Here is a 24,145-nt window from a genome sequence, read left to right as displayed (position 1 = left end):
AGTAATTATTTGTAGCTTCTAGGTGCCAAGAAACTCACTGTAGTCGTTTCAATTAATCTATCGTGACTGTAAACTTCTAATGTTAGTTCGTTTTTATCACCTTTTAAGTCCGATTGTTTAATTTCTATAAACAAAGTCCCTTCAGCCAAACCTTGACCAGGAACAACAAATTGATCTGTAGTAGAGACTAATTTTAATTCCCCTGGATAATCGACTAATTTAAAAGAGACTGCTTCTATGTCGTCGTTAGTTTTGTTAATCAGTTTATACGTGAATACATTACTTATAACGTTGTTATCTTTATGTTCGTATAACTGCCCAGGTAATCTTAAAACAGTAGCTTCTAAATCGTTTCTGCTAAAAAGCATGCCGCCCCAAACTAGGATAAGTACAATTAATACCGCAGTATATGCTTTAAGTCGAGCAGTAAATTTAAAAGATTCCTTTTTCTCTATCTCTTCTTCGCTCGCGTATCTAATTAGTCCTCTAGGGTAGCCAATACTATCCATAATAGAATCGCACTCGTCTATACAAGCCGTACAGTTTACACATTCTAATTGTGTACCGTTTCTAATATCTATTCCAGTAGGGCAGACGTGCACACATTGTCTACAATCTATACAGTCTCCGTGACCTAGAGCCTCTCGGTCTTCGTTTTTACGATATTTTTTTCGACCATTTTCACCTTCACCACGTTTATGGTCGTAGGCCACAATAATTGATTTATCGTCTAATAGAACCCCTTGCAATCTTCCATAAGGACACGCAATAATACACACTTGTTCTCTAAACCAAGTAAATACAAAATAGAATACAGCAGTGAAAATTAGTAAAGATATTAAGGTGCTAAAATGTGCTGTCGGACCTTCTTTAATGTAGCTTAAAACTTCGTCTCCACCAATTAAGTAAGCTAAAAATACGTTGGAAATAAAAAATGAAATCACAAGGAATAAAAACCATTTTAAAACACGTTTACGTATTTTTTCGGCATTCCATGGCTGGCGTTCCAAACGCATTTGTTTTCCACGATCCCCGTCTATCCAGTATTCAATTCTACGGAAAACCATTTCCATGAAAATAGTTTGCGGACAAATCCAACCACAGAAAATACGACCAAACGCTACGGTGAACAATGCAATAAATACAACACCTATAAGTAAAGAAACCACAAAAAGTTTAAAATCTTGTGGCCAGAACGGAAATCCGAAAATATTAAATCGGCGTTCTAAAACATTGAACATTAAAAATTGATTCCCATTTATTTTTATAAAAGGGGACGCAATTAACATAATTAATAAGATGTAACTTACTAATTTACGTTTGTCGTAAAATCTTCCTTTAGGTTGTTTAGGAAATACCCACGCACGTTTACCATCTTCAGTTAGTGTGCCAATAGAATCTCGAAATGCTTCTTGTTCTGGCGTTTCCATTATTTATTTTTTTTGTTCTTTCTTTAATTTATTCAGCAGGTTCTGCTACCCAAATATCACCTTCGGCTTCTTTAGGTTTAGCAGGTGTGGTGCCTTGTAAGCTTAAAACATAACTAGATACTTGAGCTATCTGAGCTGGTTTTAAACTTTGTTTCCAAGCGATCATACCTTTTCCTGCACGACCTCCTTCACTTACAGTGTGGAAAACGTTTTTAATACCACCACCTAAAATCCAATGGTCATCGGTAAGGTTTGGACCAATACCACCACCACCATCTGCCATATGACAAGCAACGCAGTTGGCTTCGAAAATAGATTTACCAGCGCCAAGGTCTGCAGCATCGGTTAATAAGGTTACTGTATTAGCATCGACTAAATCTTTAGCGGTTTTTTTGTATTCTTCAATAGCTATTTTAGCTTCAGCAAGTTCTGTTTGGTATTCATCAATTTGAGAATCACCATTAAAAACTTCATATTTTAGCATATATACTATGGCGAAGATAATAGAGATGTAAAATGAATATTTCCACCATGGCGGTAATGAATTGTCTAACTCACGAATACCATCATAATTATGATCTAATATAATTTCACTTTCTTGGGCAATTGGTTTCTGTCCTAATGATTTTACATACAGGTCTTTAATTTTCTGTACAATTTTTGGCGTCTTATTATTGTTCGCTAAATACCTGGCTTTTCCGGCTTCGTCCAAACTTTGAAATAATACATTGTCTAAAGCAGAAACAATACCTTCAATAGCTAATATAACGACTAAAACCAAAACCAAGAACACCAACACGATTGGGAACTTTATAAAAGCAGGTTCGTTGCCTGAGTCTACAAAATATTCAATTAATCCCGCTATTGCAAAGAATAGGACGGGTACTCTTATGTAAGATGGTATGTATTTTCTCATAATTTGGTTTCGTTTTGGTGGTTATCGTTTTCAAAAGGAAGTTGGCTTACCGTGTCTATGTAGTCTTTTTTAGAGGTTAATACCCACCAAAATAAGACAACAAAAAAGCCGAAGAATATTAATAATGATAGTATTGGGTATATTTCTATACCCTCCATACTATCCATATAGTTTTTTACGAAGCTAAACATGGTTTTTGGTTTTTAGTTATTCTACGTCTTTTACTTTTATGTCTGTTCCTAATCGTTGTAAGTATGCTATAAGCGCTACTATTTCACGATTTTTCATTTCAATAAAATCTTCACCATTGGCAGCTGCAGAGGTCTTATCGTTTTCATAATTTTCGGCAAAATCAGGATCACTATATAGGTTCTTTTCTATAGCTGTACCTTGCTCTAACATGCTTTGTTGTGCATTAGCAATGTCTTCTTCGGTATATGGTACACCTAGATTAGCCATAACTTTCATTTTAGCTTCTGTATCAGATTTGTCTAATTCGTCTCTAACAATCCACTGGTAAGCAGGCATGATAGAACCACTAGATGTACTTTGTGGATCGTACATGTGATTTAAGTGCCAGTTGTCTGAGTATTTCCCTCCAATACGGTGTAAGTCTGGACCCGTACGCTTACTTCCCCATAGGAATGGGTGATCGTAAACATATTCTCCAGCTTTAGAGTAATCTCCGTAACGTTCTACTTCACTTCTAAATGGTCTAATCATTTGTGAGTGACAACCCACACAACCTTCACGAATGTAAATGTCTCGACCTTCAAGTTCTAAAGGCGAATAAGGTTTAACGCTACTAATAGTTGGTATGTTAGATTTTACCATAATGGTTGGTACTATCTGTATAACACCTCCAATTAAGATGGCAATAGTCGCTAAAATAGTTAACTGAATAGGTTTACGTTCTAACCAGGTATGGAAGCCTTCGCCAGCAATACGTCTTTTAGATACACGTTCTAAAGCAGGTGCTTCGGCCAATTCGTCTGTTACTTCAGAACCTTGTTTTACGGTTGCATATACGTTGTATATTAAAACAATCATACCAATTAGGTATAATGTTCCTCCAGCCGCACGCATGGCATACATTGGAATAATTTCTGTTACCGTTTCTAAGAAGTTCCCATAAACTAGAGTTCCGTCAGGATTAAACTGTTTCCACATACTTGCCTGTAAGAATCCAGCAACATATAAAGGCAGTGCGTACATTACAATACCTAATGTTCCGATCCAGAAGTGAGCATTAGCAAGTTTTATAGAGTATAATTTTGTTTTAAATAAGCGTGGTATTAACCAATAAATCATACCAAATGTTAAGAATCCGTTCCATGCTAAAGCACCAACGTGAACGTGTGCAATAATCCAATCGGTATAGTGACCAACAGCATTTACACTTTTAAGAGACAGTAACGGACCTTCGAAAGTGGCCATACCATAACCGGTAATCGCAACAACCATGAATTTTAAAACAGGGTCGGTTCTTACTTTGTCCCAAGCTCCTCTTAAGGTTAACAATCCGTTAATCATACCTCCCCAAGATGGCATTAATAACATTACAGAGAATGCAACTCCTAAATTTTGAGCCCATTCAGGTAATGCAGAATATAATAAGTGGTGAGGTCCAGCCCAGATGTAAATAAAGATTAAAGACCAAAAGTGAACAATAGATAATTTATAAGAATATACTGGTCTGTTCGCCGCTTTAGGTATAAAATAATACATTAAACCTAAGAATGGTGTTGTTAAAAAGAAAGCTACCGCATTGTGTCCGTACCACCACTGTACAAGAGCATCTTGTACTCCGGCGTAGACAGAGTAACTTTTAAAGGCACTAACTGGCAACGATAAACTATTAAATATATGTAAAACAGCTACAGTCACAAACGTTGCTAAATAAAACCAAATAGCGACATATAAGTGACGTTGTCTACGTTTTAATAAAGTGGCAATTAAATTCCATCCAAATACCACCCAAACCGCGGCAATTGCTAAATCAATTGGCCATTCTAATTCGGCGTATTCTTTAGACGACGTGAAACCTAATGGTAACGTAATGGCGGCCGCAACAATAATAAGTTGCCAACCCCAAAAGTTAATACTACTTAAAAGATCACTAGCCATTCTGGCTTTAAGTAAACGTTGCGAGGAATAATACACCCCGGCAAAAATGGCATTTCCAACAAAAGCAAAAATTACTGCATTAGTATGTAAAGGTCTTAATCGACCAAAACTTAGCCAAGATATACCGTCGGTAAGGTTTGGAAACAGAAAAAAGAAGGCAAGAAGTAAACCTACAGCCATTCCAATTACACCCCAAAATATAGTAGCATAAATGAATTTTTTAACGATTTTATTATCGTAGTAGAATTGTTGTATTTCCATAGTGATTGTTGATTATTCTTTTTTAGTTAGTATGGTTTTTTTAGGTTTTTCTGAAACTAATTCGTCTTCAAATAACATGCGCACCGAAGGGGTATAACTGTCGTCGTATTGTCCATTTTTTACTGCAAATATAAATGCGATAAAAAAGACAAGTGCTACGATAACACTTACTCCTAATAAAATATAAATTACGCTCATTTTTTCCTTAATTAATCGGTAAAAGTAATAGGCTCATGTTATTCAAAATATGACATTTGTCATGTTTTGAATGTGGTTAAACTAATTTTCTTCCCGCCCAGTTAGAAGCTATCGTAGTAAATACAACGATGCTTATAGAACTTAGTGGCATAAGAATAGCTGCGATAACAGGCGCAAGTTGCCCTGTAACAGCAAAATAAAGGCCTACACAATTATATAATAAAGATAATAAAAAACTCCATTTTATGATTTTTATAGCGGTTTTCGAGGCAATTAAGAATTGTTCTAATTTGTGAAAAACTGAAGCATCCATAATCCCATCACATGCTGGAGAAAAAATATTAATATTTTCTGAAAGCGCTATACCTACCTCACTTTGTGCTAAAGCACCAGAATCGTTAAGACCATCGCCAACCATTAAAACTTTAGAGCCTTCGGTTTGATGGTATTTAATATATTCCAATTTATCTGCAGGTTTCTGATTGAATAACAATTTGGTTTTTGTCGGTAATAATTTTTTTAGATTTTCCCGCTCACCTTCATTATCACCAGAAAGAATCGCCAAATCATATCGTTGTTTTAAATCATTAAATAATTTAGAAAGTCCGGTCCTATAACTGTTATAAAAAGTGTATTTCCCTTTGTAATTTTCGTTACTACTAATGTGTACACTTGTACTTAAGGATTTCTGAAGTTCTTTTTTACCAACAAAATTGGCCGAACCTACTTTTATCGCATTATTTTTTATGGAGGCCTGAACGCCTTGTCCGATATGTTCTTCAAAAGTGTCTAAAGAAACAATGTCGTTCGCTTTTAAAATATCGTATAAGGTTCTGCTTAATGGGTGGTTCGAGCCACGTAAAGTATTTTTTAATAAGCGTTCTTCGTCTGGAGTTAAAGGTGTTCCATCATACGTCGCAGTACTTTTTTTGTTGGAGGTAATGGTTCCTGTTTTATCGAAAACAATCGTATTAATAGCCGCTAATTGTTCGATAACGCTAGCGTTCTTTAAATATAATTTATGTTTTCCGAAGATACGTAGCATATTTCCAAACGTAAAAGGCGCGGCTAAAGCTAAAGCACAAGGACATGCTATAATAAGGACCGCAGTAAATACGTTCATGGCTTTGCTAGCATCATAGAATAACCAAAATACTGTGGAAATTACCGCAATACTCAAAATAGAAATGGTGAACCGTTTGCTAATGGTATTGGTTAAGTTAACAAAAGCATCTTCTTTGTTTTTATTAAAAATATCATGACTCCAAAGTTGTGTTAGGTAACTTTGTTTAACAGCTTTTACCGCTTCCATTTCAATACTTCCAGAGGTTTGTTTTCCTCCAGCAAATAATTTGTCTCCAGAAACTTTACTAATGGTTTCCGATTCGCCAGTTACAAAACTATAATCTATAGATGCTTTTCCTTTTATTAAAATACCATCTACAGGAATTAATTCTTCATTCCGGATTAATAAACGATCGCCTTGTTTGATGTCGTAAATCTGAATAGGAATTTCTTCTGTTTCAGAAACTATTTTAGTCACCGCAATGGGAAAATACGATTTGTAATCGCGCTCGAACGATAGAAAAGAATAGGTTTTCTGCTGAAAAAACTTTCCTAATAATAAAAAGAACACCAATCCTGTTAAACTGTCAAAAAATCCTTGACCGAGATCGAATATAATTTCGACAGTGCTTCGTAAAAATAAAACCAAAATACCAATAGCAATGGGTACGTCTATATTTAAAAGTCCAGCGCGTAGGCCTTTATAGGCAGATATAAAATAATCGCGCCCGGCATAAAATACAACCGGTAGAGAAAAGGCAAACATCATCCATCTAAAAATAGGTTTGTACTGGTCTAGCCAAAACTCATCTACTTCAAAATATTCTGGAAACGACAAAAACATAACATTTCCAAATGCAAATCCAGCAATGCCCAGTTTATAAATTATGGAGCGATTTATATGGTTTTTACCGTCGCTATAATCGTCTAAACTAATATAAGGTTCGTAACCAATTGTACTTAAAAGCAAAACAACATCTTTTAATGAAGTGGTTTTAGATAAGTAGGTAATCCGAACCGTTTTTTTGTTGAAGTTTACCTGAGAGCTTGTAATTTCAGGTTTTAGTTTGTGTAAGTTTTCTAAAATCCAAATACAAGAACTACAATGAATATGCGGTATATATAAAGTTGCAATCTGAATAGAATCGTCGTTAAACTCTAGAAGCTTTTCTAAAATTTGTTCATCTTTCAAAAAATCGAATTTACCTTCGTTTATTTTTGGAATGGCTCCTGGCGACTTTTGTATGTCGTAATAGGCCGTTAAATTACTTTCCGAGAAAATCTCATAAACTGTTTTACAACCGTTACAACAAAATGATTTATCGTCGAAATTTATTTCAACACTATCACAGGTGTTACCGCAATGGAAACATGTTTTTTCTTGGGAATTATGGACCATTTTTTTTTAATCAAAGGTTTAAAATAGGAGCCTGTAAAAATATGATATTTGTCATGATTTTAGTACTTTTGGATATAATATAATAATGATTACATGGGAGATTGCGAACAATGCATGGTGAGGAAGTTAAGCGCTTTAAAAATGCTGAAGGGTGAAGAAATAAAAGCTATATCTTGTGCAAAAATAACGAAGCATATTAAAAAAGGCGAAATTATTTTTAAAGAGGACGAGATGCTTAATGGCGTTTATTGTATTAGCTCGGGTGTATGTAAATTAACCAAATTAACAGAAAAAGGAAAAGAGCAGGTTGTAAGGTTGGTTGTTAAAGGGGAACTTTTAGGACAGCGTTCGGTAATTATAAATGAAGTGGCAAACTTAACGGCTACAGCATTAAATGATATGGAAGTGTGTTATATTCCGAAACAAGAAATCGTGCAAGATTTAATGAAGAATAACGACTTTTCTTTAAGTATGTTAAGGCGTATGGCAGAGGATTTAAAAGATGCAGAAACTGCTATTATTAATATGGCACAAAAATCGGTTAGAAAACGATTGGCAGATATCATTCTGTATTTAAGCGATAATTTTGGTGTCGATGAAAGTGGTTATCTTAAAGTAACATTATCTCGCGACGATTTTGCAAGTATAGTGGGAACAGCAACAGAGTCTGTAATTAGAACATTATCTCAGTTTAAAAAGGAAGAGTTAGTAAAAACTTCAGGAAAGAAAATACGTATTATAAATCGAGCGGAATTGGAAATGATGGAATAAACATAGTTTTACCTTCATTTTAATAAAATATAAAGTTGAGTTGCCTTAAAAAGTAATTCAACTTTTTTTAGTTATAATATTATGTGAAAGCCAATCGTTTTATGTGAGTAAATTAGTATTTTTATAATGCTATGAAAAAAACAATTCACAAAAAAGGGTTTGTATTTCAGGTTTACGAAGCGAAAAATCAATCGCCATTCGATACACTTTTTGAAATATTTAAAGAACTCATTACGCATACTTCTGGCGATTTCGACGAAGCTATTAGTTGGTTGCGAGACTTAGATAAAGAATATAAACTTACCACTGCCGAATATACCATTGATGATTTTATAGAAGATCTTAAAAAAAGAGGTTATATAAAAGACGATAGTGATGGTAAAGGGAATGGTGGTACAACTATTACTGCAAAAACAGAGCGCGCCATTAGGCAACAAGCCTTGAACCATATCTTTGGTAAACTCAAACGCAATGGCTCTGGTAACCATAAAAGTAAATCTCTAGGAACAGGCGATGAGCATACGGGAGAATTTAGAGGGTACCAATTTGGAGATGCTTTAGATAAAGTCTCTATTACCGAAAGTTTAAAAAATGCACAAATTAATCACGGTATCGGAAGTTTTAATTTAACCGAAGAGGATTTGGTTGTCGAAGAAACGCTTCATAAATCGCAAATGAGTACGGTGCTTATGATAGATATTAGTCATAGTATGATTCTCTATGGCGAAGATCGGATTACGCCTGCTAAAAAAGTTGCGATGGCATTGGCCGAATTAATTACTACGCGCTACCCAAAAGATACCTTAGATATTTTGGTTTTTGGGAATGATGCTTGGCTTATTAAAATTAAAGATTTACCTTATTTAACAGTTGGTCCGTACCATACCAATACGGTGGCAGGATTGCAATTGGCTATGGATGTATTGCGCAGAAAGCGTCATACAAACAAGCAAATTTTTATGATTACAGACGGTAAACCGAGTTGTTTAAGAATGCCCGACGGACAATACTATAAAAACAGTATGGGCTTAGACGATTTTATTGTGAATAAATGTTACGATTCGGCCCAACAGGCTAGGCGACTGCATATTCCTATTACCACGTTTATGATTGCAAAAGATCCATATTTAACGCAGTTTGTTCAAGAGTTTACAAAAGCGAATCAAGGAAAAGCATTTTATACAGGACTAAAAGGTCTGGGCGAAATGATTTTTGAAGATTATGAAACCAATCGTAAAAAACGAATTAAAGGATAAAAAAGAGTCTAAATACTACCATACCAAATTTTAAACTTTAGAGTAAACCCAAGACTACTGGGCTAATACTAAAATCTATAAGAATGAAAATTGAACATATAAAAACATTAGGAGCCTTAAAGGCCTCAGGATATAAGAGTAAATCGATTAAAGATGAATTGCGCGATAATTTAATTACAAAATTAAAGAATGACGAAGTTGTTTTTGAAGGCGTTCATGGTTACGAAAATACCGTTGTTCCAGAATTAGAACGCGCCATCTTATCACGGCATAATATTAATTTATTAGGATTACGCGGACAAGCAAAAACGCGTTTAGCACGATTAATGGTAAATTTATTAGACGATTATATTCCTGTGGTAGAAGGTTCGGAGATTAATGACGATCCGTTACAGCCAATTTCAAGATATGCTACAGAATTAATTGAAGAGAAAGGAGATGATACACCTATAACCTGGATGCCAAGAAGTGAGCGCTTTGCAGAAAAATTAGCGACACCAGATGTTACGGTAGCCGATTTAATTGGAGATGTAGATCCTATTAAAGCCGCACATTTAAAACTCAGTTATGCCGACGATCGTGTTATACATTATGGTATGATACCTAGAGCCAATCGCTGTATTTTTGTAATTAACGAAATACCAGATTTGCAGGCCAGAATTCAGGTGGCTTTATTTAATATTCTTCAGGAAGGCGATATCCAAATTCGCGGATTTAAATTGCGATTACCTTTAGATTTACAATTTGTATTTACGGCCAATCCAGAAGATTATACCAATCGAGGTAGTATTGTGACTCCTTTAAAAGATAGAATTGGCTCACAGATAATTACGCATTATCCAGTAGATTTAGAAACGGCTAAAAAAATTACGCAACAAGAAGCTAAATTAAACGCAAACCAAACTGGGATGGTTACTATTCCTGAATTAGCGAAAGACATTCTAGAACAAATTGTTTTTGAAGCACGAGATAACGAGTTTATAGATGCAAAAAGTGGAGTAAGTGCACGTTTAGGAATTACAGCTTTAGAAAATTTAGTGAGCACGGCCGAACGTAGAGCGCTTATTGCAGGCGACGATAAAACAACCATCCGTTTAAGTGATTTTGTGGGTATTATTCCTGCAATTACCGGAAAAGTAGAATTGGTTTACGAGGGAGAACAAGAAGGTGCTTCGGTAGTCGCTTTTAATTTAATAGGCGATGCGGTACAAACCTTGTTTCCAAAATATTTTCCAAAAATTGAAAAATTAGAAAAGCAAGAAGACGAATTGCCTTACGACGATCTAGTATCTTGGTTCTTTAATAGTGCAGATGGTTTTGAATTGTTAGACGACTTGACAGAAAAAGACTATAAAGATACTTTAGATGCTATTGAGCCTTTACACGCATTACTGACTAAATATCAGCCTAATTTAGCAGAAAGTGAACGCTATTTTATTATGGAATTTGTGCTTTGGGGCTTAGTTCAGTATAATAAATTAAGCAAATTTAGATATACAGAAGGTATTCAGTTTAAAGATCCTTATGGAAGTTTTATTAAAGGACTTTAGATTTATTAAATCTAAAAACGCCATCTTTTAAAGATGGCGTTTTTTTTATGCTTCGAAATAAGTTAATTCAAATTATAGCATTTTAGAATTAACATAAAAGTCTTTATCTACGTCTAAGGCTTTATTTTTAACAGGTATCGTTTTCCAAGCCTCTGTAGGCGTAATCCATTGCGGTTTATCATCTATGGTGACTTGAATAGGCATATCGAAACCATTAACAATATCAGTCCAACGGTAATTTAAGGAACCATCTTTAAACTTATATTCTAAAGTTGGAATACGAATATCTCTTAAATACTGATTGAAGAATGCCGTTAAATCGATACCAGATTCTTGACTTAAGTAATCTTCAATTTGTTTAGTGGTTACCGTTTGGTGATAAAACGTTTTATTAAGGCCTCGTAAAATTTGTCTCCATTTCTCATCGTCGCCAACCAATTGTCTCAATGTATGTAGCATGTTTGCTCCTTTAGTATACATATCTCCAGAACCTTCGCTATTTACATTGTAAGTTCCAATAATAGGTTTTGTATTTTTAATGGAAGCACGTGTGCCAATTACGTATGCTGCAGAAGCTTCTTTACCGTAATGATAATCTACAAACAGATTTTCAGAATAGGCTGTAAAGCTTTCATGAATCCACATATCTGCAATGTCCTTATATGTAATATTATTAGCAAACCATTCGTGACCAGATTCGTGAATAATTATAAAGTCGAATTTTAATCCCCAACCAGAGCCAGATACATCTCGTCCGTTATAACCATTTTCAAACTTATTTCCATAAGTTACAGAACTTTGATGTTCCATGCCTGGATAAGGTACTTCAACCAATTTAAACCCATCTTCGTAAAATGGATAAGGTCCAAACCAATGTTCGAACGCCTTCATCATTCTTGGCGCATCTTTAAATTGTTTTTTAGCTTTTTCAAGATTATCTCTTAATACATAGTAATCCATGTCTAATGGTCCTTTTTCACCAGGATACACTTCAGAAAAATGAACATAGTCAGCAATATTAACATTCACACCATAATTATTAATTGGATTTTTAACCGACCAGGTAAAAACCTTTCTCCCATCGTCTAAGGTTTTTGTGTCTGTTAATTTTCCGTTAGAAACATCCATATAGCCTTTTGGGGTAGTAACGCTAATATCCATACTATCTACCTCGTCGTACATGTGATCTTTACAAGGCCACCATACGCTAGCTCCTAAACCTTGATTAGATGTGGCAATAAAATGTTTACCATTATCATCTTTTTTCCAAGAGAAACCACCATCCCATGGAGCTCTAACAGCTTCTTTCGGGTGACCTTCGTAGTACACGTCTATACTATTAGAAGCGCCTTTTGCTTGTGGTTTTGTTAGGGTTATAAAATGAGCATTTCCCTCATGTATTACGTTTAAATCTTTACCATCTTGAGTTACTTTTGTAATTTTTAATGGCACCTGTAAATCGATTTGTAACACATTTGCAGGTTCCAAAACGGTGTACTGAATTGTGTTTTTACCTGAAATAAATTTAGTTTCAGGTAATACTTCAATGTTTAAATGATAATACGTTAAATCCCACCAAGCACGTTCGGGAGTTATGCTTCCACGGAGTGTGTCTTGATGTGTGAAAACGGTTTTGTTAGACAACATTTGGCTATACGCCGAAGTGGTTAAACATAAAAAAGTAAGAAATACTAAGTTGATTTTTTTCAAAATTTAAATAATTTAATTTTTTATAATACTATTGGGAAAAACGACCGGACTTTCAAATCCGTTTTTATTGATTGAAGATACACCAAAATAAAAATTATCAATAACAATACCTTCTAAAGTAAAAGCTGTAACATTGCCTACGGTTCGGCTATAATCCCAAGTTGGGGACGTGGTATCTCTCCAATAAATTTTATAACCCACAGCGCCTTTAACTGCATTCCATTTTAATCGAGCTGAAGCTTGAACAATACCACCAATCGCTACCGTTGATGGGGCAGGAGCGGCCGAAGCTAAAGCGGCTAAATTAATAGCATTTACTGCAGTTAATTTTTTTGCGTAATCAAAATTCACGTGCTCAAAAGTGTCGCCATATGCGATACCATTTTCTGTGCGAATATCTTGATGTTGTTGGGTGTAATTTTCGTGAGCCTCCATAATCCGAACTCCGGCATAGCCTAAGTCGTTAAACGGACGGTGATGGCCACCTCTTCCAAAACGATCTAATCTATAAATCATCATCGGATTCATTTCTGGCATATACGTTTTTGTGGTCTTATGTATATAACGTGCTAACTGGCGAGATATACCATCGACTTCACCTCCATAAAAACGACGTGATTTACGTTCCTGTTCTGTTTCTGTTTGTGGAACGGGTTCGGAGAATATGCGGAAAGACCTATTATCTATCACGCCATCTACACCTTCAATGTTACCAATCATATCGTTATTAAATACGCCAATAATATCCCAATTATTAGCCTTAGCATAAGCTGCAAATCCAGCACCACCAAATAAGCCTTGTTCCTCTCCCGATAAACCTAAATACACGATACTATTTTCAAATTTATAGTTCGATAAAACGCGGGCGGCTTCTATGGTTCCAGACATGCCCGAAGCATTATCATTTGCACCTGGGGCATCGGTTTTAAAATCCATTGTATTACTGGCTCGAGAATCTATATCTCCCGTCATTATAATATAACGGTTTGGGTAAGTTGTCCCTTTTTGAATGGCCACAACATTTACCACCCAAGTATCATGCGGGACTCTGGCATTTCCTTTTTTGGTTACAAAATCTTTCTGATAAAATACATTAAGACAAGAGTTGCAAGTGTTGGAAATCGAATCGAATTCATTCTTAATCCAACGCCTTGCAGCTCCTATCCCTTTTGTATTGGATATGGTATCACTAAACGTGTTACGTGTACCAAATTCGGTAAGCGTTTTAACGTCTGCTTTAATACGGTCTGCAGAAACGGAATCAATAATATTGTAAATTAATTGATGGTTTTGTGCAGATGCTAACATCATACTACTACAACACAGTAATAGGCATAAATATAATCGACAGGTCATAGTAGTTCTGTTATAAAATTTAATATTAAGCAAAACTCTTTAATAATTCGCGAACTTCTTCTGTGTTTTTGATATGGTATTTCGCACTTGTTTTCTTAAATCCCACTTTTACGGTATAAGCCGAATCAGGTAGTTCTTCAAACATATATTCGTCTGTCCAATCGTCTCCGATAGCGAACATAAAATCGAAATTATCTTGAGTTAATAAACGTGCGGCTGCTCTACCTTTATTTACATTACTACTTTTTATTTCGGTAACTTTATTTCCTTTTAAAACGGTAAGACCGTGGTTCTCAATTAAACTGTTTAATACAGTGTTAAGTTCTGTAGATCTTACTTGCGCTAATTCCGGATCTGTTTTTCTATAGTGCCAAGCTAAAGAATATTTTTTCTTTTCAATAAATGTTCCTGGCGTTCTGTCTACAAATGTTTCTAAAACAGGAAGAATATTTTCCATCCAATCGTTTTTTAGATGCTCCAACATGGTCCAGTCTTGATCCTTTTCTTTAAGCCAAACTCCGTGATCGGTAATTAAAGTGTAATCTTTTCCAGCGAACCAATCTTCAAAAGTTTCACGATCTCTTCCACTAATTATTACAAGTTTTACGCCTTCATTGGCATTTATTTTATCTAATAACTTAAATAATGCTTCGTCTGGTCTGCAATCTTTTGGGTTGTCTTTAAAACCAACTAAGGTGCCATCGAAATCTAATAATAATAGTTTCTTATTCGCTTCACCGTAGGCTTCTGCTATGTCTTTTTTTAATGAAGGAGTTAAGCGTTTAGAAATATAAACTTCATCTTGATCTTTAGTTAAGTCTAAAGCTTTTAAAAATTCTTCAGCCCATTTTTCTACACTGTAACGTTCTAATCGGTTTTGAAGAATTTTAATTCTATTTTGCTGTTCTTCAATAGGCATTTCTATGGCCTGCTTAATAGTATCTGCTATCTGGTCGAAATTATTAGGATTTATTAGTAATGCTTCATTCATCTCTTTTGAAGCTCCCGTCATTTCACTCAATATTAGCACTCCATCCTGATTGGTACGTGTGGCTATATATTCTTTAGCGACTAAATTCATTCCGTCTCGGATAGGCGTAATTAAAGCGATATCTGAAGTGGTGTATAAATCGATTAAATTTTCAAACGGCATAGAGCGGTAAAAATACCACACTGGAGTCCAACTTACAGTAGAGAATTTTCCGTTAATTCGTCCAACTAATTCATCGGTTTCACGCTTTAGTTTCTGATATTGAGGTACGTTAGAACGCGAAGGCACAGCTAATAAAATTAGTCTAACCTTTTCCTTATATTCAGGATATTTAGTTAAAAAATATTCGAAAGCTCTTAATCGTTTAGGAATTCCTTTAGTGTAATCCAATCTGTCTATAGACAGTATAATTTTAGCGTCTGAATCTGATTTTATGTGTTCATCTAATCGGCGCTGTAGCTCCGAACGTTCCTTTTTCTGCTGCGTATTGTTTACTAAAGCGGCATTATAGAATTTGTTGTAGTCGATTCCCATTGGGAACGAATCTACTTTAATGGTGCGATCGTGATAATCGATATTATTAAAATTAACATCTAGCCTTAAGATACGTTTTATAGAACTTAAGAAATGACGTTCGTAATCGTACGTATGGAACCCGAGTAAATCGGCACCAAGCATACCTTCTAATAACTCTTCACGCCAAGGGAAGGTTCTAAAAATTTCGAAAGATGGAAATGGAATATGCAAAAAGAAACCTATAGAAATATTCGGTTTTTTGTCTCGAATTAATTTTGGTAGTAACAAGAGCTGATAATCGTGTACCCAAACGGTATCACCATCATTTACATTTTCGAGAACAACATCGGCAAATTTTTGATTTACGGCTTTGTAAGATTCCCACTCTTCGTGTTCGAAGGACGTATATTCCATAAAATAATGGAACAGAGGCCAAAGGGTTTTATTACTAAAGCCGAGGTAAAAATTATCGACATCTTCGGTAGTTAGAGGTACTGTGACACATTTTTCTTTAGAGACCTCTTTTTTTATTTCTTTTTGTAATTTCGGAGTAAGTTCTTCTTCAGTTAATCCTGACCAACCTATCCAAATGCCATTGCCTTCGGCATGTACAGATTTCATTCCTGTCGCTAAACCACCAATACTTGGTTTAATTTCCAGCTTCGAATCTTCTAATTTTACTTGTAAAGGGAGTCTGTTTGAGACTATAATAGTCTTATTCATGGGGTTGAATTTTGATTAGCAATAAGTTTTTCGTTAATTTAAAGAAAAATAGGTTGCTAACCATATAAAATATAAAATTTAATGAATAATTTAGATTATGGAATTATAGGAAATTGCCGAAGTGCTGCTCTCATTTCAAAAACAGGATCTATAGATTGGTGTTGTTTACCAGAATTTGATTCAAGTTCTGTTTTTGCCAAGCTTTTAGACGAAAAAATTGGAGGGCAATTCGGATTTTCCGTAGACGACAGCTACACTATTACACAAAAATATCTTAACAATACAGCTATTTTGGTCACTTCATTTAGCAATGGAGTCGATGCTTTCGATATTTTGGACTTTATGCCCAGGTATCATAAAACTTTTGGAGGTTATCAATCGCCACCAGAAATTATCCGATTTTTAAAATATAAATCAGGACGCCCAAAATTCACTGTAGATTATGCTCCTAAATTGGAATATGCCCTTGGTGAAACAAACACCTACATAAAAGATGACTTTATTGTAAGTTTAACCGATAAGGAGAAATTCGATACGCTGTTTTTATACACCGATTTAGATAAAGATGCTGTTGTAAATGCTAAAGAAATAGAACTAACTGAGGATGCCTACTTCTTAATTGGTTATAACGAGAAAATATTTAAGCCTGATGTTCAAAAAGCGTATATCGAGTTTGAACGTACTAAAGTGTATTGGTTAAACTGGATGGATAAAACGCCTGCTTACGAGCGATATACCAATGAGATTAATCGAAGTGCAATAACATTAAAATTATTAACCTACGATAAGTCGGGTGCTGTATTAGCCGCGGCTACAACATCTTTACCAGAGACTATAGGCGAAGTGCGTAATTGGGATTATCGTTTTTGTTGGATTCGAGATGCCTCAATGGTAGTAAAAGTGGTGTCGCATTTAGGACATAAAAATATTGCAAAACGTTATTTGAATTTTATTATCGATTTAATACCGGATAAAGATGAAAAACTTCAGATTATGTATGGTATTAACAAAGAGAAAAAATTAACCGAAGAAACCTTAGATCATTTAAGCGGTTATAAAGGGTCCAAACCTGTACGTGTGGGAAATGCCGCTTACGAGCAAAGACAGAACGATATCTATGGTATTTTAATGGATGTTATTCACCAGCAATTAGTCAATTTTAAAACAGACATTGAAAACGGCGAAGAAATCTGGACCATTACAAAAGGTATTGTTTGGGTCGTAAATAAACACTGGAAGGAAGCAGATAAGGGCATTTGGGAATTTAGAACAGAAGAACGTCATTTTACGTTTTCTAAAGTATTATGCTGGGTTGCTATAGATAAAGCGATTAAGGTTGCCGAAATATTAGGCAAAACGAGAAAGCTTAAAAAATGGATTCCTTTAGAGCAAGAAATTAAAGCAGATATCATGACGAATGCTTGGAACGAAAAGGTGCAAGCATTTACGCAATCTTACGGTTCAGACGATTTAGATGCTTCTGTGTTATTGATGGAGCCTTACGGCTTTATAGATGCTAAAGATCCGAAGTATGTGAGTACGGTAAAAGGTATTGAGCGTGATTTAAGTAACGATGGATTGTTGTATCGTTATAAAAACAAAGATGATTTTGGATTGCCATCGTCATCGTTTACCATTTGTACTTTCTGGTTTATAAATAGTTTATACAAGATAGGAGAGGAGCAGAAGGCAAAAGCGCTTTTCGATCAGTTATTATCGTATAGTAATCACTTAGGTTTATTTAGTGAAGATATCGATTTTGAGACAAAGAGATTGTTGGGGAACTTCCCGCAAGCATATTCTCACTTGGCATTAATTGAAACGGCTATTAACTTATCGAACGTAACAGAAGAGGAAAAAGTTATGGAATGTATGAGAGACAATGTCGACGAAAGTGATACGCTATAAAAGTCGAATCTGAAAATAATAATATAAAAATAAAAGGCCAATTCTGATAAAGAATTGGCCTTTTTAGTTAAAATAAATTTGAATTAGTCATGCATTATTTTTAGAAACAATATTTGTTTTCTGATTTTACCTTTTCTGCGATTTCGTTTCTCAAATCTACAATATCTGGGTAGTTTACATATTTTGTAAAGCGTTTAAGTCCCATAAGCATCATGCGCTGTTCATCACCTTCAGCAAAAGAAATAATACTTTCCTTTCCTTTTTTCTCTACAATATCAACAGCCTGGTATAAATATAATTTAGACATGGCGATTTGCTCTTTCTGAGAATCTTCTCCAAAACGTTTAGCATTCTTTTCAGTCCTTAAAATAGCCGATTCTGCCATGTAAATCTCAATTAAAATATCCGAAGCAGCCATTAGTAATTGTTGATGCTCTTCTAAAGCAGGACCAAATTTTTGAACGGCAGCTCCTGCCACCATTAAAAATGCTTTTTTAAGTTTGGCTATCATCGATTTCTCTTCCGAAAGTAATTCAGAAAAATCTGGAGTATCAAAAGACGGAATGCCCATAAGGTCTTCTTGAACTTTCATGGCTGGACCTAATAAGTCGACATGGCCTTTCATGGCTTTCTTAACTAACATTCCTACGCAAAGCATACGGTTAATTTCGTTAGTACCTTCGTAAATTCTAGCGATACGTGCATCTCTCCAAGCCGATTCCATAGGCGTGTCTTCTGAAAAACCCATTCCTCCAAAAATCTGAATACCTTCATCTGCACAATGTTGTACATCTTCCGATACGGCAACTTTTAAGATTGAACATTCTATAGCATACTCTTCAACACCTTTTAATTCTGCTTCTTGATGTGTGTTTCCTGCGGCTTGACGCATAGCAATACGGTCTTCAATATTTTTTGCAGCTCTGTACGATGCAGATTCGCCTACATAAGCATTGGTTGCCATTTCAGCAAGTTTTACCTTTATCGCTCCAAAATCCGAAATTGGGGTTTTAAATTGTTTACGCTCATTAGCGTATTGAACAGCCGTTGAAACAATACGACGTTGCGAATCTAAACACGCCGCAGCAAGTTTAATACGACCGATATTTAAAGCGTTCATGGCAATTTTGAAACCTTCGCCACGACCTGCTAGCATATTTTCTGCAGGGACTACTGTGTCGTTAAAAAATACTTGTCTTGTAGAAGAAGCACGAATTCCTAACTTGTGTTCTTCTTCTCCTAAGGTTATACCGTTCGGACTATCCTTGTCGTATTCTACGATGAATCCCGTAATGTTTTTATCGTCTTCAATACGTGCAAATACGATCATCAGGCTACAAAATCCGGCATTCGATATCCACATTTTCTGTCCGTTAATCACATACGATTTGCCATCATCTGAAATCTTAGCCGTTGTTTTTCCCGAATTGGCATCACTACCAGCACCCGGTTCTGTTAACGCATAAGCTCCAAACCATTCTCCTGTTGCTAATTTTGGAACGTATTTTTGCTTTTGTTCTTCTGTCCCATAAAGCGTAATTGGCATCGTCCCAATTCCTGTATGAGCACCAAAAGCGGTACTAAAAGAGCCTGTTCCGCTAGAGATGTAATCGCAAGTTAACATGGTCGATACAAAGCCCATTCCGAGCCCGCCATATTCTTCAGGAACTGAAACTCCAAGAAAACCAAGTTCTGCCGCTTTACGCATAACTTCTTCCGTAAGGGCATAATCTTTCGCTTCGAATCTTGCTTTATGCGGAATTATTTCACGGTCGTTGAATTCGATGACCGCTTCTTTCATCATTTTTTGCTCCTCAGAAAAATCCTCAGGAGTAAATATATCTTCACTAAGGGTTTCTTTAATAAGAAATTGCCCTCCTCTAATTATATCTTTTTGTTTAGTTTCCATGTTTATAGTTGTTTGTTTATTTTATTGTCTCAAGGATGGCATTTTTAATCTGAGTTATAACTCCATTCCTTTATCGATACTTGTTCTTCTTCTGGGCTTGAAACGATCTAGTTCAAATTTATTTTACGTTAGCCTCCAATTCAAATTGAAGAAAAAACTCATGTTACCATCCGTATGGTTAAATAGTACATGTTTTATATTACGGAAAGTCTACGTAATAGTTTCTTATTTAAATCCAAAAGCAAAAGCTAGGTGTTTTTATCTTCAATTTTTACATTCCGATGTTGCCCATTACATTCAGAATTGAAGGGATTAATTAAGGAACTCAAAAATTCCACACGCACCTTGTCCTGTACCAACGCACATAGTAACCGCTCCGTATTTTCCTTGCATGTTTTGCTTACGCATTTCGTCAAATAACTGCACAGAAAGTTTTGCTCCTGTACATCCTAGCGGGTGACCTAAAGCAATGGCTCCTCCGTTGACGTTCACGATATCTGAGTTTAAATCTAATTCGCGAATTACAGCAATAGATTGCGAAGCAAATGCTTCATTTAGCTCTATTAAGCTCAAGTCGTCTTGTTTTAAGCCAGCCTGTTTAAGTGCTTTCGGAATGGCTTTTACAGGACCAATTCCCATAATTCTAGGCTCTACACCGGCAGCCGCATAATTTACCAAGCGCGCTATAGGTTCTAGACCCAATTCCTTTACCATATCTTCACTCATTACCATAACAAATGCGGCACCATCACTGGTTTGGGATGAATTTCCAGCGGTTACACTACCACCAGTGGCAAATACTGCTTTAAGTTTAGATAATGCTTCTATAGTTGTTCCAGCTCTTGGACCTTCATCTTTGGTTACAGAATATGATTTCGTTGCCTTTTTTCCGTTAGCATCGATATAAGTTTCGTCGATAGTAATTGGCACAATTTGATCTTGAAAACGATTCTCTGCTTGTGCTTTTAAGGCCTTCATGTGCGAATTGTAAGCAAACTCATCTTGATCTTCTCGAGAGACTTTAAATTGCGTGGCTACTGCTTCGGCTGTGTTTCCCATGCCCCAATAATAATCTTCATGTCCAGATTTTACAATGTCGTAATTTAGTTCTGGTTTAAAGCCAGTCATCGGAACGGCACTCATACTTTCTGCACCACCCGCAATAATACAATCTGCCATACCAGCGCGAATTTTGGCTGTCGCCATTCCAATAGTTTCGATTCCAGAGGAGCAAAAACGATTCACCGTCACTCCAGGTACGTCTACAATATCTAATCCCATAAGTGAGATTAAACGAGCCATATTAAGTCCTTGAGAACCTTCTGGCATGGCATTACCAACCATAACATCGTCTATACGTTTTGGATCTAATGTTGGCAATTCGTTCATCATATGTTTGATGGTTTCTGCGGCCAACTCATCTGTTCTTTTAAATCGGAATACACCTTTGTGTGCTTTTCCAACTGCTGTTCTATATGCTTTTACTATATATGCTTGTTTCATATTAGACCCCTAGCCCCCGAGGGGGAATGCCTATTAGGGGTAAATAGGATTTTATGTGTTATTCTTATATTTTACCAGGTTCAAATAATATTGAACTCATTTTTCTGTTCCCTATTAGGGGTGAAGGCACCACTAATTTCTAAGTGGTTTTCCAGTTTTTAACATATGCTGAATACGTTCTAAAGTTTTACGCTCTGTACATAAGCTTAAGAAAGCTTCACGCTCTAAGTCTAATAAATATTGTTCATTAACTAAAGTCGGTTCTGATAAGTCTCCTCCGGCCATAACATAAGCCAATTTGTTGGCTATTTTTTGGTCATGCGGACTAATAAAGCGGCTAGCTTCCATAGAATCTGTTCCCACTAAAAACATACCTAAAGCTTGTTTCCCTAACACCTTAATATCAGTTCTTTTTATAGGTTGGGTATAACCTGCTTCAGCCATAAGTTTGGCATGTGCCTTTGCTGTTGCAATTTGTCGGTCTCTATTTACTACTACGACATCTTTTCCATGTTGAAGTAAACCTAAATCAAAAGCTTCGTAAGCAGAAGTAGATACTTTTGCCATACCGATGGTTAAGAAATATTCTTGTAGTGTATTGAGTTCGACATCGCCTTTTTTAAAGGTGTCTTGCGCTCTTAAAGTCATTTCCTTAGAACCACCACCACCAGGGATTACTCCAACTCCAAATTCTACAAGTCCCATGTAGGTTTCTGCAGCGGCAACGACTTTATCGGCATGAAGCGATAATTCGCATCCTCCACCAAGTGCCATGCCATGAGGTGCAGATATTGTTGGGATAGAGGAGTAGCGCATACGCATCATAGTATCTTGGAAATATTTAATAGCCATATTAAGTTCGTCGTATTCTTGCTCGGCGGCCATCATAAAAATCATTCCAATATTGGCTCCAACAGAGAAATTTGCGCCTTGATTTCCGATCACTAATCCTTGGAAATCTTTTTCGGCTAAATCGATAGCTTTATTAATTCCGGCTAGAACATCGCCACCAATGGTATTCATCTTCGATTGAAATTCGCAATTCAAAATACCATCGCCTAAATCTTCTACAACAACACCAGAATTTTTAAAGACTTCGTTTGATTTACGTATGTTATTTAAGATGATAAAGGCATCTTGTCCAGGGACTTTTTCTTGTTTCTTAGAAGGAATATCGTAAAAATATGAGGCGCCTTCTTTTACAGTATAAAAAGAGGTAACACCGGAAGCTAACATATCATTAACCCAAGCTGCAGGTTCGAATCCTTCGGCTTTCATAATATCTATACCTTTTTCAACGCCAATAGCATCCCAAATTTGAAACGGTCCGTGTTCCCAACCAAAACCAGTTTTCATCGCATCATCAATCTTGTATAACTCGTTTGTAATTTCTGGAATTCGATTAGAGGCGTAGGCAAATAAGGAAGCGAAATTCTTTCTGTAAAAGTCTCCAGCTTTATCTTTTCCTTTAACCAAGACTTTAAAGCGATCTATAACCTTATCAATCGTTTTCGTTAATTCTAAAGTTGCAAAATTTGCTTTTTTATTCGGACGATATTCTAAGGTGTTTAAGTCAAGAGATAAAATATCCTTAGTACCATCTTTATGACGCTCTAATTTGTAGAAACCTTGCTTTGTTTTACTCCCCAGCCATTTGTTTTCCATCATTTTACTAATGAAATCGGGCAATTTAAATAGGTCATGACGCTCGTCTTTTGGAACATTTTCATATAAACCATTAGCGACGTGAACTAGAGTATCTAACCCGACTACATCTACGGTACGGAAGGTCGCAGATTTTGGACGACCAATTACTGGTCCCGTTAACTTGTCGACTTCTTCAATGGTTAAATCCATATCCTTAACCGTATGGAATAAACTCATTATACTGAAAATTCCGACACGGTTTCCAATAAATGCAGGTGTGTCTTTAGCAACAACCGAGGTTTTTCCTAAAAACTGTTCGCCATATCCGTTTAAAAAATCCAATACTTCGGGATCCGTTTTTGGTCCAGGAATAATTTCGAATAATTTTAAATATCTAGCGGGATTAAAAAAGTGGGTTCCACAGAAGTGTTTCTGAAAGTCTTCCGATCGGCCCTCACTCATAAAGTGAATAGGAATTCCAGATGTATTAGATGTAATTAAAGTACCTGGAGTTCTATGTTTTTCAAGACTCTCGAAGACTTGTTTTTTTATGTCTAATCGTTCAATTACAACTTCTATAATCCAATCGACATCTTTTACTTTAGCGATATCATCTTCCATATTTCCTGTCGTAATACGACTAGCAAATTTTTGATGGTAAATAGGAGAGGGTTTCGATTTTAAAGCGGCAGAAAGCGAATCGTTAACCAATCTGTTTCTTACGGCTTTATCTTCTAATGTTAATCCTTTTGCTTTTTCGGTAGCGTTTAGTTCTCTTGGAACAATATCGAGTAAAAGTACATCTACACCAATATTGGCAAAATGACAAGCGATACCACTTCCCATAATTCCAGATCCAATTACTGCTACTTTTTTTATTCTACGTGTGCTCATTTTATTAAATAGGCT

General features: G+C 35.8%; 15 protein-coding genes. 4 read left to right on the top strand and 11 right to left on the bottom strand.

Features of this window, described 5'->3' with window-relative positions; translation table 11 throughout:
• Positions 1-5: 5 nt before the first annotated feature.
• From ccoG to ACKC83_RS16410, 5 genes are all read right to left on the bottom strand, one after another.
• Positions 6-1,430 (bottom strand): cytochrome c oxidase accessory protein CcoG, encoded by a 1,425-nt coding sequence (gene ccoG / locus ACKC83_RS16430; RefSeq protein ID WP_434036373.1) that lies wholly within the window; start codon positions 1,428-1,430, stop codon positions 6-8.
• Between the two features lie 28 nt (positions 1,431-1,458).
• Positions 1,459-2,346, bottom strand: coding sequence for a cbb3-type cytochrome c oxidase N-terminal domain-containing protein (locus ACKC83_RS16425; protein ID WP_414034967.1), 888 nt, complete (start codon positions 2,344-2,346; stop codon positions 1,459-1,461).
• Positions 2,347-2,553: 207 nt separating this feature from the next.
• Complete coding sequence (gene ccoN / locus ACKC83_RS16420; protein ID WP_434036372.1) at positions 2,554-4,734, bottom strand: cytochrome-c oxidase, cbb3-type subunit I; 2,181 nt, start codon at positions 4,732-4,734, stop codon at positions 2,554-2,556.
• 12 nt (positions 4,735-4,746) lie between these two features.
• Entirely contained in the window at positions 4,747-4,932 is a 186-nt protein-coding gene (gene ccoS, locus ACKC83_RS16415; RefSeq protein WP_414034964.1) for a cbb3-type cytochrome oxidase assembly protein CcoS, read from the bottom strand.
• A 76-nt stretch (positions 4,933-5,008) separates the two neighbouring features.
• The gene (locus ACKC83_RS16410; protein ID WP_434036371.1) at positions 5,009-7,396 is read right to left on the bottom strand and encodes a heavy metal translocating P-type ATPase; all 2,388 of its coding nucleotides are present in this window, start codon (positions 7,394-7,396) and stop codon (positions 5,009-5,011) included.
• Between the two features lie 93 nt (positions 7,397-7,489).
• Between ACKC83_RS16410 and ACKC83_RS16405 the strand changes: the two genes are divergently transcribed.
• The 3 genes from ACKC83_RS16405 (at position 7,490) to ACKC83_RS16395 (ending at position 10,973) form a co-directional block, all read left to right on the top strand.
• Complete coding sequence (locus ACKC83_RS16405; protein ID WP_414034962.1) at positions 7,490-8,167, top strand: Crp/Fnr family transcriptional regulator; 678 nt, start codon at positions 7,490-7,492, stop codon at positions 8,165-8,167.
• A gap of 131 nt (positions 8,168-8,298) precedes the next feature.
• A complete protein-coding gene (locus ACKC83_RS16400; RefSeq protein WP_414034961.1) occupies positions 8,299-9,423 on the top strand; it encodes a vWA domain-containing protein in 1,125 nt (374 codons plus the stop codon).
• Positions 9,424-9,506: 83 nt separating this feature from the next.
• Positions 9,507-10,973 carry a sigma 54-interacting transcriptional regulator gene (locus ACKC83_RS16395; protein ID WP_414034960.1) on the top strand — a complete coding sequence of 489 codons (1,467 nt, stop codon included), beginning with the start codon at positions 9,507-9,509 and terminating at the stop codon, positions 10,971-10,973.
• A 72-nt stretch (positions 10,974-11,045) separates the two neighbouring features.
• Here the strand turns inward: ACKC83_RS16395 and ACKC83_RS16390 are convergent, their stop codons facing one another.
• The 3 genes from ACKC83_RS16390 to ACKC83_RS16380 all read right to left on the bottom strand — a co-directional run bounded on the left by ACKC83_RS16390 (position 11,046) and on the right by ACKC83_RS16380 (position 16,269).
• Positions 11,046-12,683 carry a M1 family metallopeptidase gene (locus tag ACKC83_RS16390; RefSeq protein ID WP_434036370.1) on the bottom strand — a complete coding sequence of 546 codons (1,638 nt, stop codon included), beginning with the start codon at positions 12,681-12,683 and terminating at the stop codon, positions 11,046-11,048.
• A gap of 12 nt (positions 12,684-12,695) precedes the next feature.
• On the bottom strand, positions 12,696-13,994 hold the full coding sequence (locus tag ACKC83_RS16385; protein ID WP_414034958.1) for a M28 family peptidase: 1,299 nt from the start codon (positions 13,992-13,994) through the stop codon (positions 12,696-12,698).
• Positions 13,995-14,064: 70 nt separating this feature from the next.
• Entirely contained in the window at positions 14,065-16,269 is a 2,205-nt protein-coding gene (locus tag ACKC83_RS16380) for a bifunctional alpha,alpha-trehalose-phosphate synthase (UDP-forming)/trehalose-phosphatase (protein WP_434036369.1), read from the bottom strand.
• An 81-nt stretch (positions 16,270-16,350) separates the two neighbouring features.
• On the opposite strand from ACKC83_RS16380, the gene ACKC83_RS16375 reads away from it, so the two are divergent.
• The gene (locus ACKC83_RS16375) at positions 16,351-18,177 is read left to right on the top strand and encodes a glycoside hydrolase family 15 protein (RefSeq protein ID WP_434036368.1); all 1,827 of its coding nucleotides are present in this window, start codon (positions 16,351-16,353) and stop codon (positions 18,175-18,177) included.
• A 100-nt stretch (positions 18,178-18,277) separates the two neighbouring features.
• On the opposite strand, the gene ACKC83_RS16370 is transcribed toward ACKC83_RS16375, so the two are convergent.
• The 3 genes from ACKC83_RS16370 to ACKC83_RS16360 all read right to left on the bottom strand — a co-directional run bounded on the left by ACKC83_RS16370 (position 18,278) and on the right by ACKC83_RS16360 (position 24,130).
• Positions 18,278-20,086: an acyl-CoA dehydrogenase family protein gene (locus tag ACKC83_RS16370; protein ID WP_434036367.1), complete on the bottom strand. Its 1,809-nt coding sequence runs from the start codon at positions 20,084-20,086 to the stop codon at positions 18,278-18,280.
• 312 nt (positions 20,087-20,398) lie between these two features.
• A complete protein-coding gene (locus ACKC83_RS16365; protein ID WP_434036366.1) occupies positions 20,399-21,589 on the bottom strand; it encodes an acetyl-CoA C-acyltransferase in 1,191 nt (396 codons plus the stop codon).
• A gap of 132 nt (positions 21,590-21,721) precedes the next feature.
• Positions 21,722-24,130, bottom strand: coding sequence for a 3-hydroxyacyl-CoA dehydrogenase NAD-binding domain-containing protein (locus ACKC83_RS16360; RefSeq protein ID WP_434036365.1), 2,409 nt, complete (start codon positions 24,128-24,130; stop codon positions 21,722-21,724).
• Positions 24,131-24,145 lie beyond the last annotated feature (15 nt).

The organism is Formosa bonchosmolovskayae, assembly GCF_051016085.1.
In the GTDB taxonomy this organism is placed as follows: domain Bacteria; phylum Bacteroidota; class Bacteroidia; order Flavobacteriales; family Flavobacteriaceae; genus Formosa.
This window is presented reverse-complemented; position numbering and strand designations above follow the sequence as displayed.

Bases quoted from the DNA above. Each gene is read 5' to 3' on its own strand.
- ccoG (WP_434036373.1), bottom strand. From the start codon at position 1,430: ATGGAAACGCCAGAACAAGAAGCATTTCGAGATTCTATTGGCACACTA.
- ACKC83_RS16425 (WP_414034967.1), bottom strand. From the start codon at position 2,346: ATGAGAAAATACATACCATCTTACATAAGAGTACCCGTCCTATTCTTT.
- ccoN (WP_434036372.1), bottom strand. From the start codon at position 4,734: ATGGAAATACAACAATTCTACTACGATAATAAAATCGTTAAAAAATTC.
- ccoS (WP_414034964.1), bottom strand. From the start codon at position 4,932: ATGAGCGTAATTTATATTTTATTAGGAGTAAGTGTTATCGTAGCACTT.
- ACKC83_RS16410 (WP_434036371.1), bottom strand. From the start codon at position 7,396: ATGGTCCATAATTCCCAAGAAAAAACATGTTTCCATTGCGGTAACACC.
- ACKC83_RS16405 (WP_414034962.1), top strand. From the start codon at position 7,490: ATGGGAGATTGCGAACAATGCATGGTGAGGAAGTTAAGCGCTTTAAAA.
- ACKC83_RS16400 (WP_414034961.1), top strand. From the start codon at position 8,299: ATGAAAAAAACAATTCACAAAAAAGGGTTTGTATTTCAGGTTTACGAA.
- ACKC83_RS16395 (WP_414034960.1), top strand. From the start codon at position 9,507: ATGAAAATTGAACATATAAAAACATTAGGAGCCTTAAAGGCCTCAGGA.
- ACKC83_RS16385 (WP_414034958.1), bottom strand. From the start codon at position 13,994: ATGATGTTAGCATCTGCACAAAACCATCAATTAATTTACAATATTATT.
- ACKC83_RS16380 (WP_434036369.1), bottom strand. From the start codon at position 16,269: ATGAATAAGACTATTATAGTCTCAAACAGACTCCCTTTACAAGTAAAA.
- ACKC83_RS16375 (WP_434036368.1), top strand. From the start codon at position 16,351: ATGAATAATTTAGATTATGGAATTATAGGAAATTGCCGAAGTGCTGCT.
- ACKC83_RS16370 (WP_434036367.1), bottom strand. From the start codon at position 20,086: ATGGAAACTAAACAAAAAGATATAATTAGAGGAGGGCAATTTCTTATT.
- ACKC83_RS16365 (WP_434036366.1), bottom strand. From the start codon at position 21,589: ATGAAACAAGCATATATAGTAAAAGCATATAGAACAGCAGTTGGAAAA.
- ACKC83_RS16360 (WP_434036365.1), bottom strand. From the start codon at position 24,130: ATGAGCACACGTAGAATAAAAAAAGTAGCAGTAATTGGATCTGGAATT.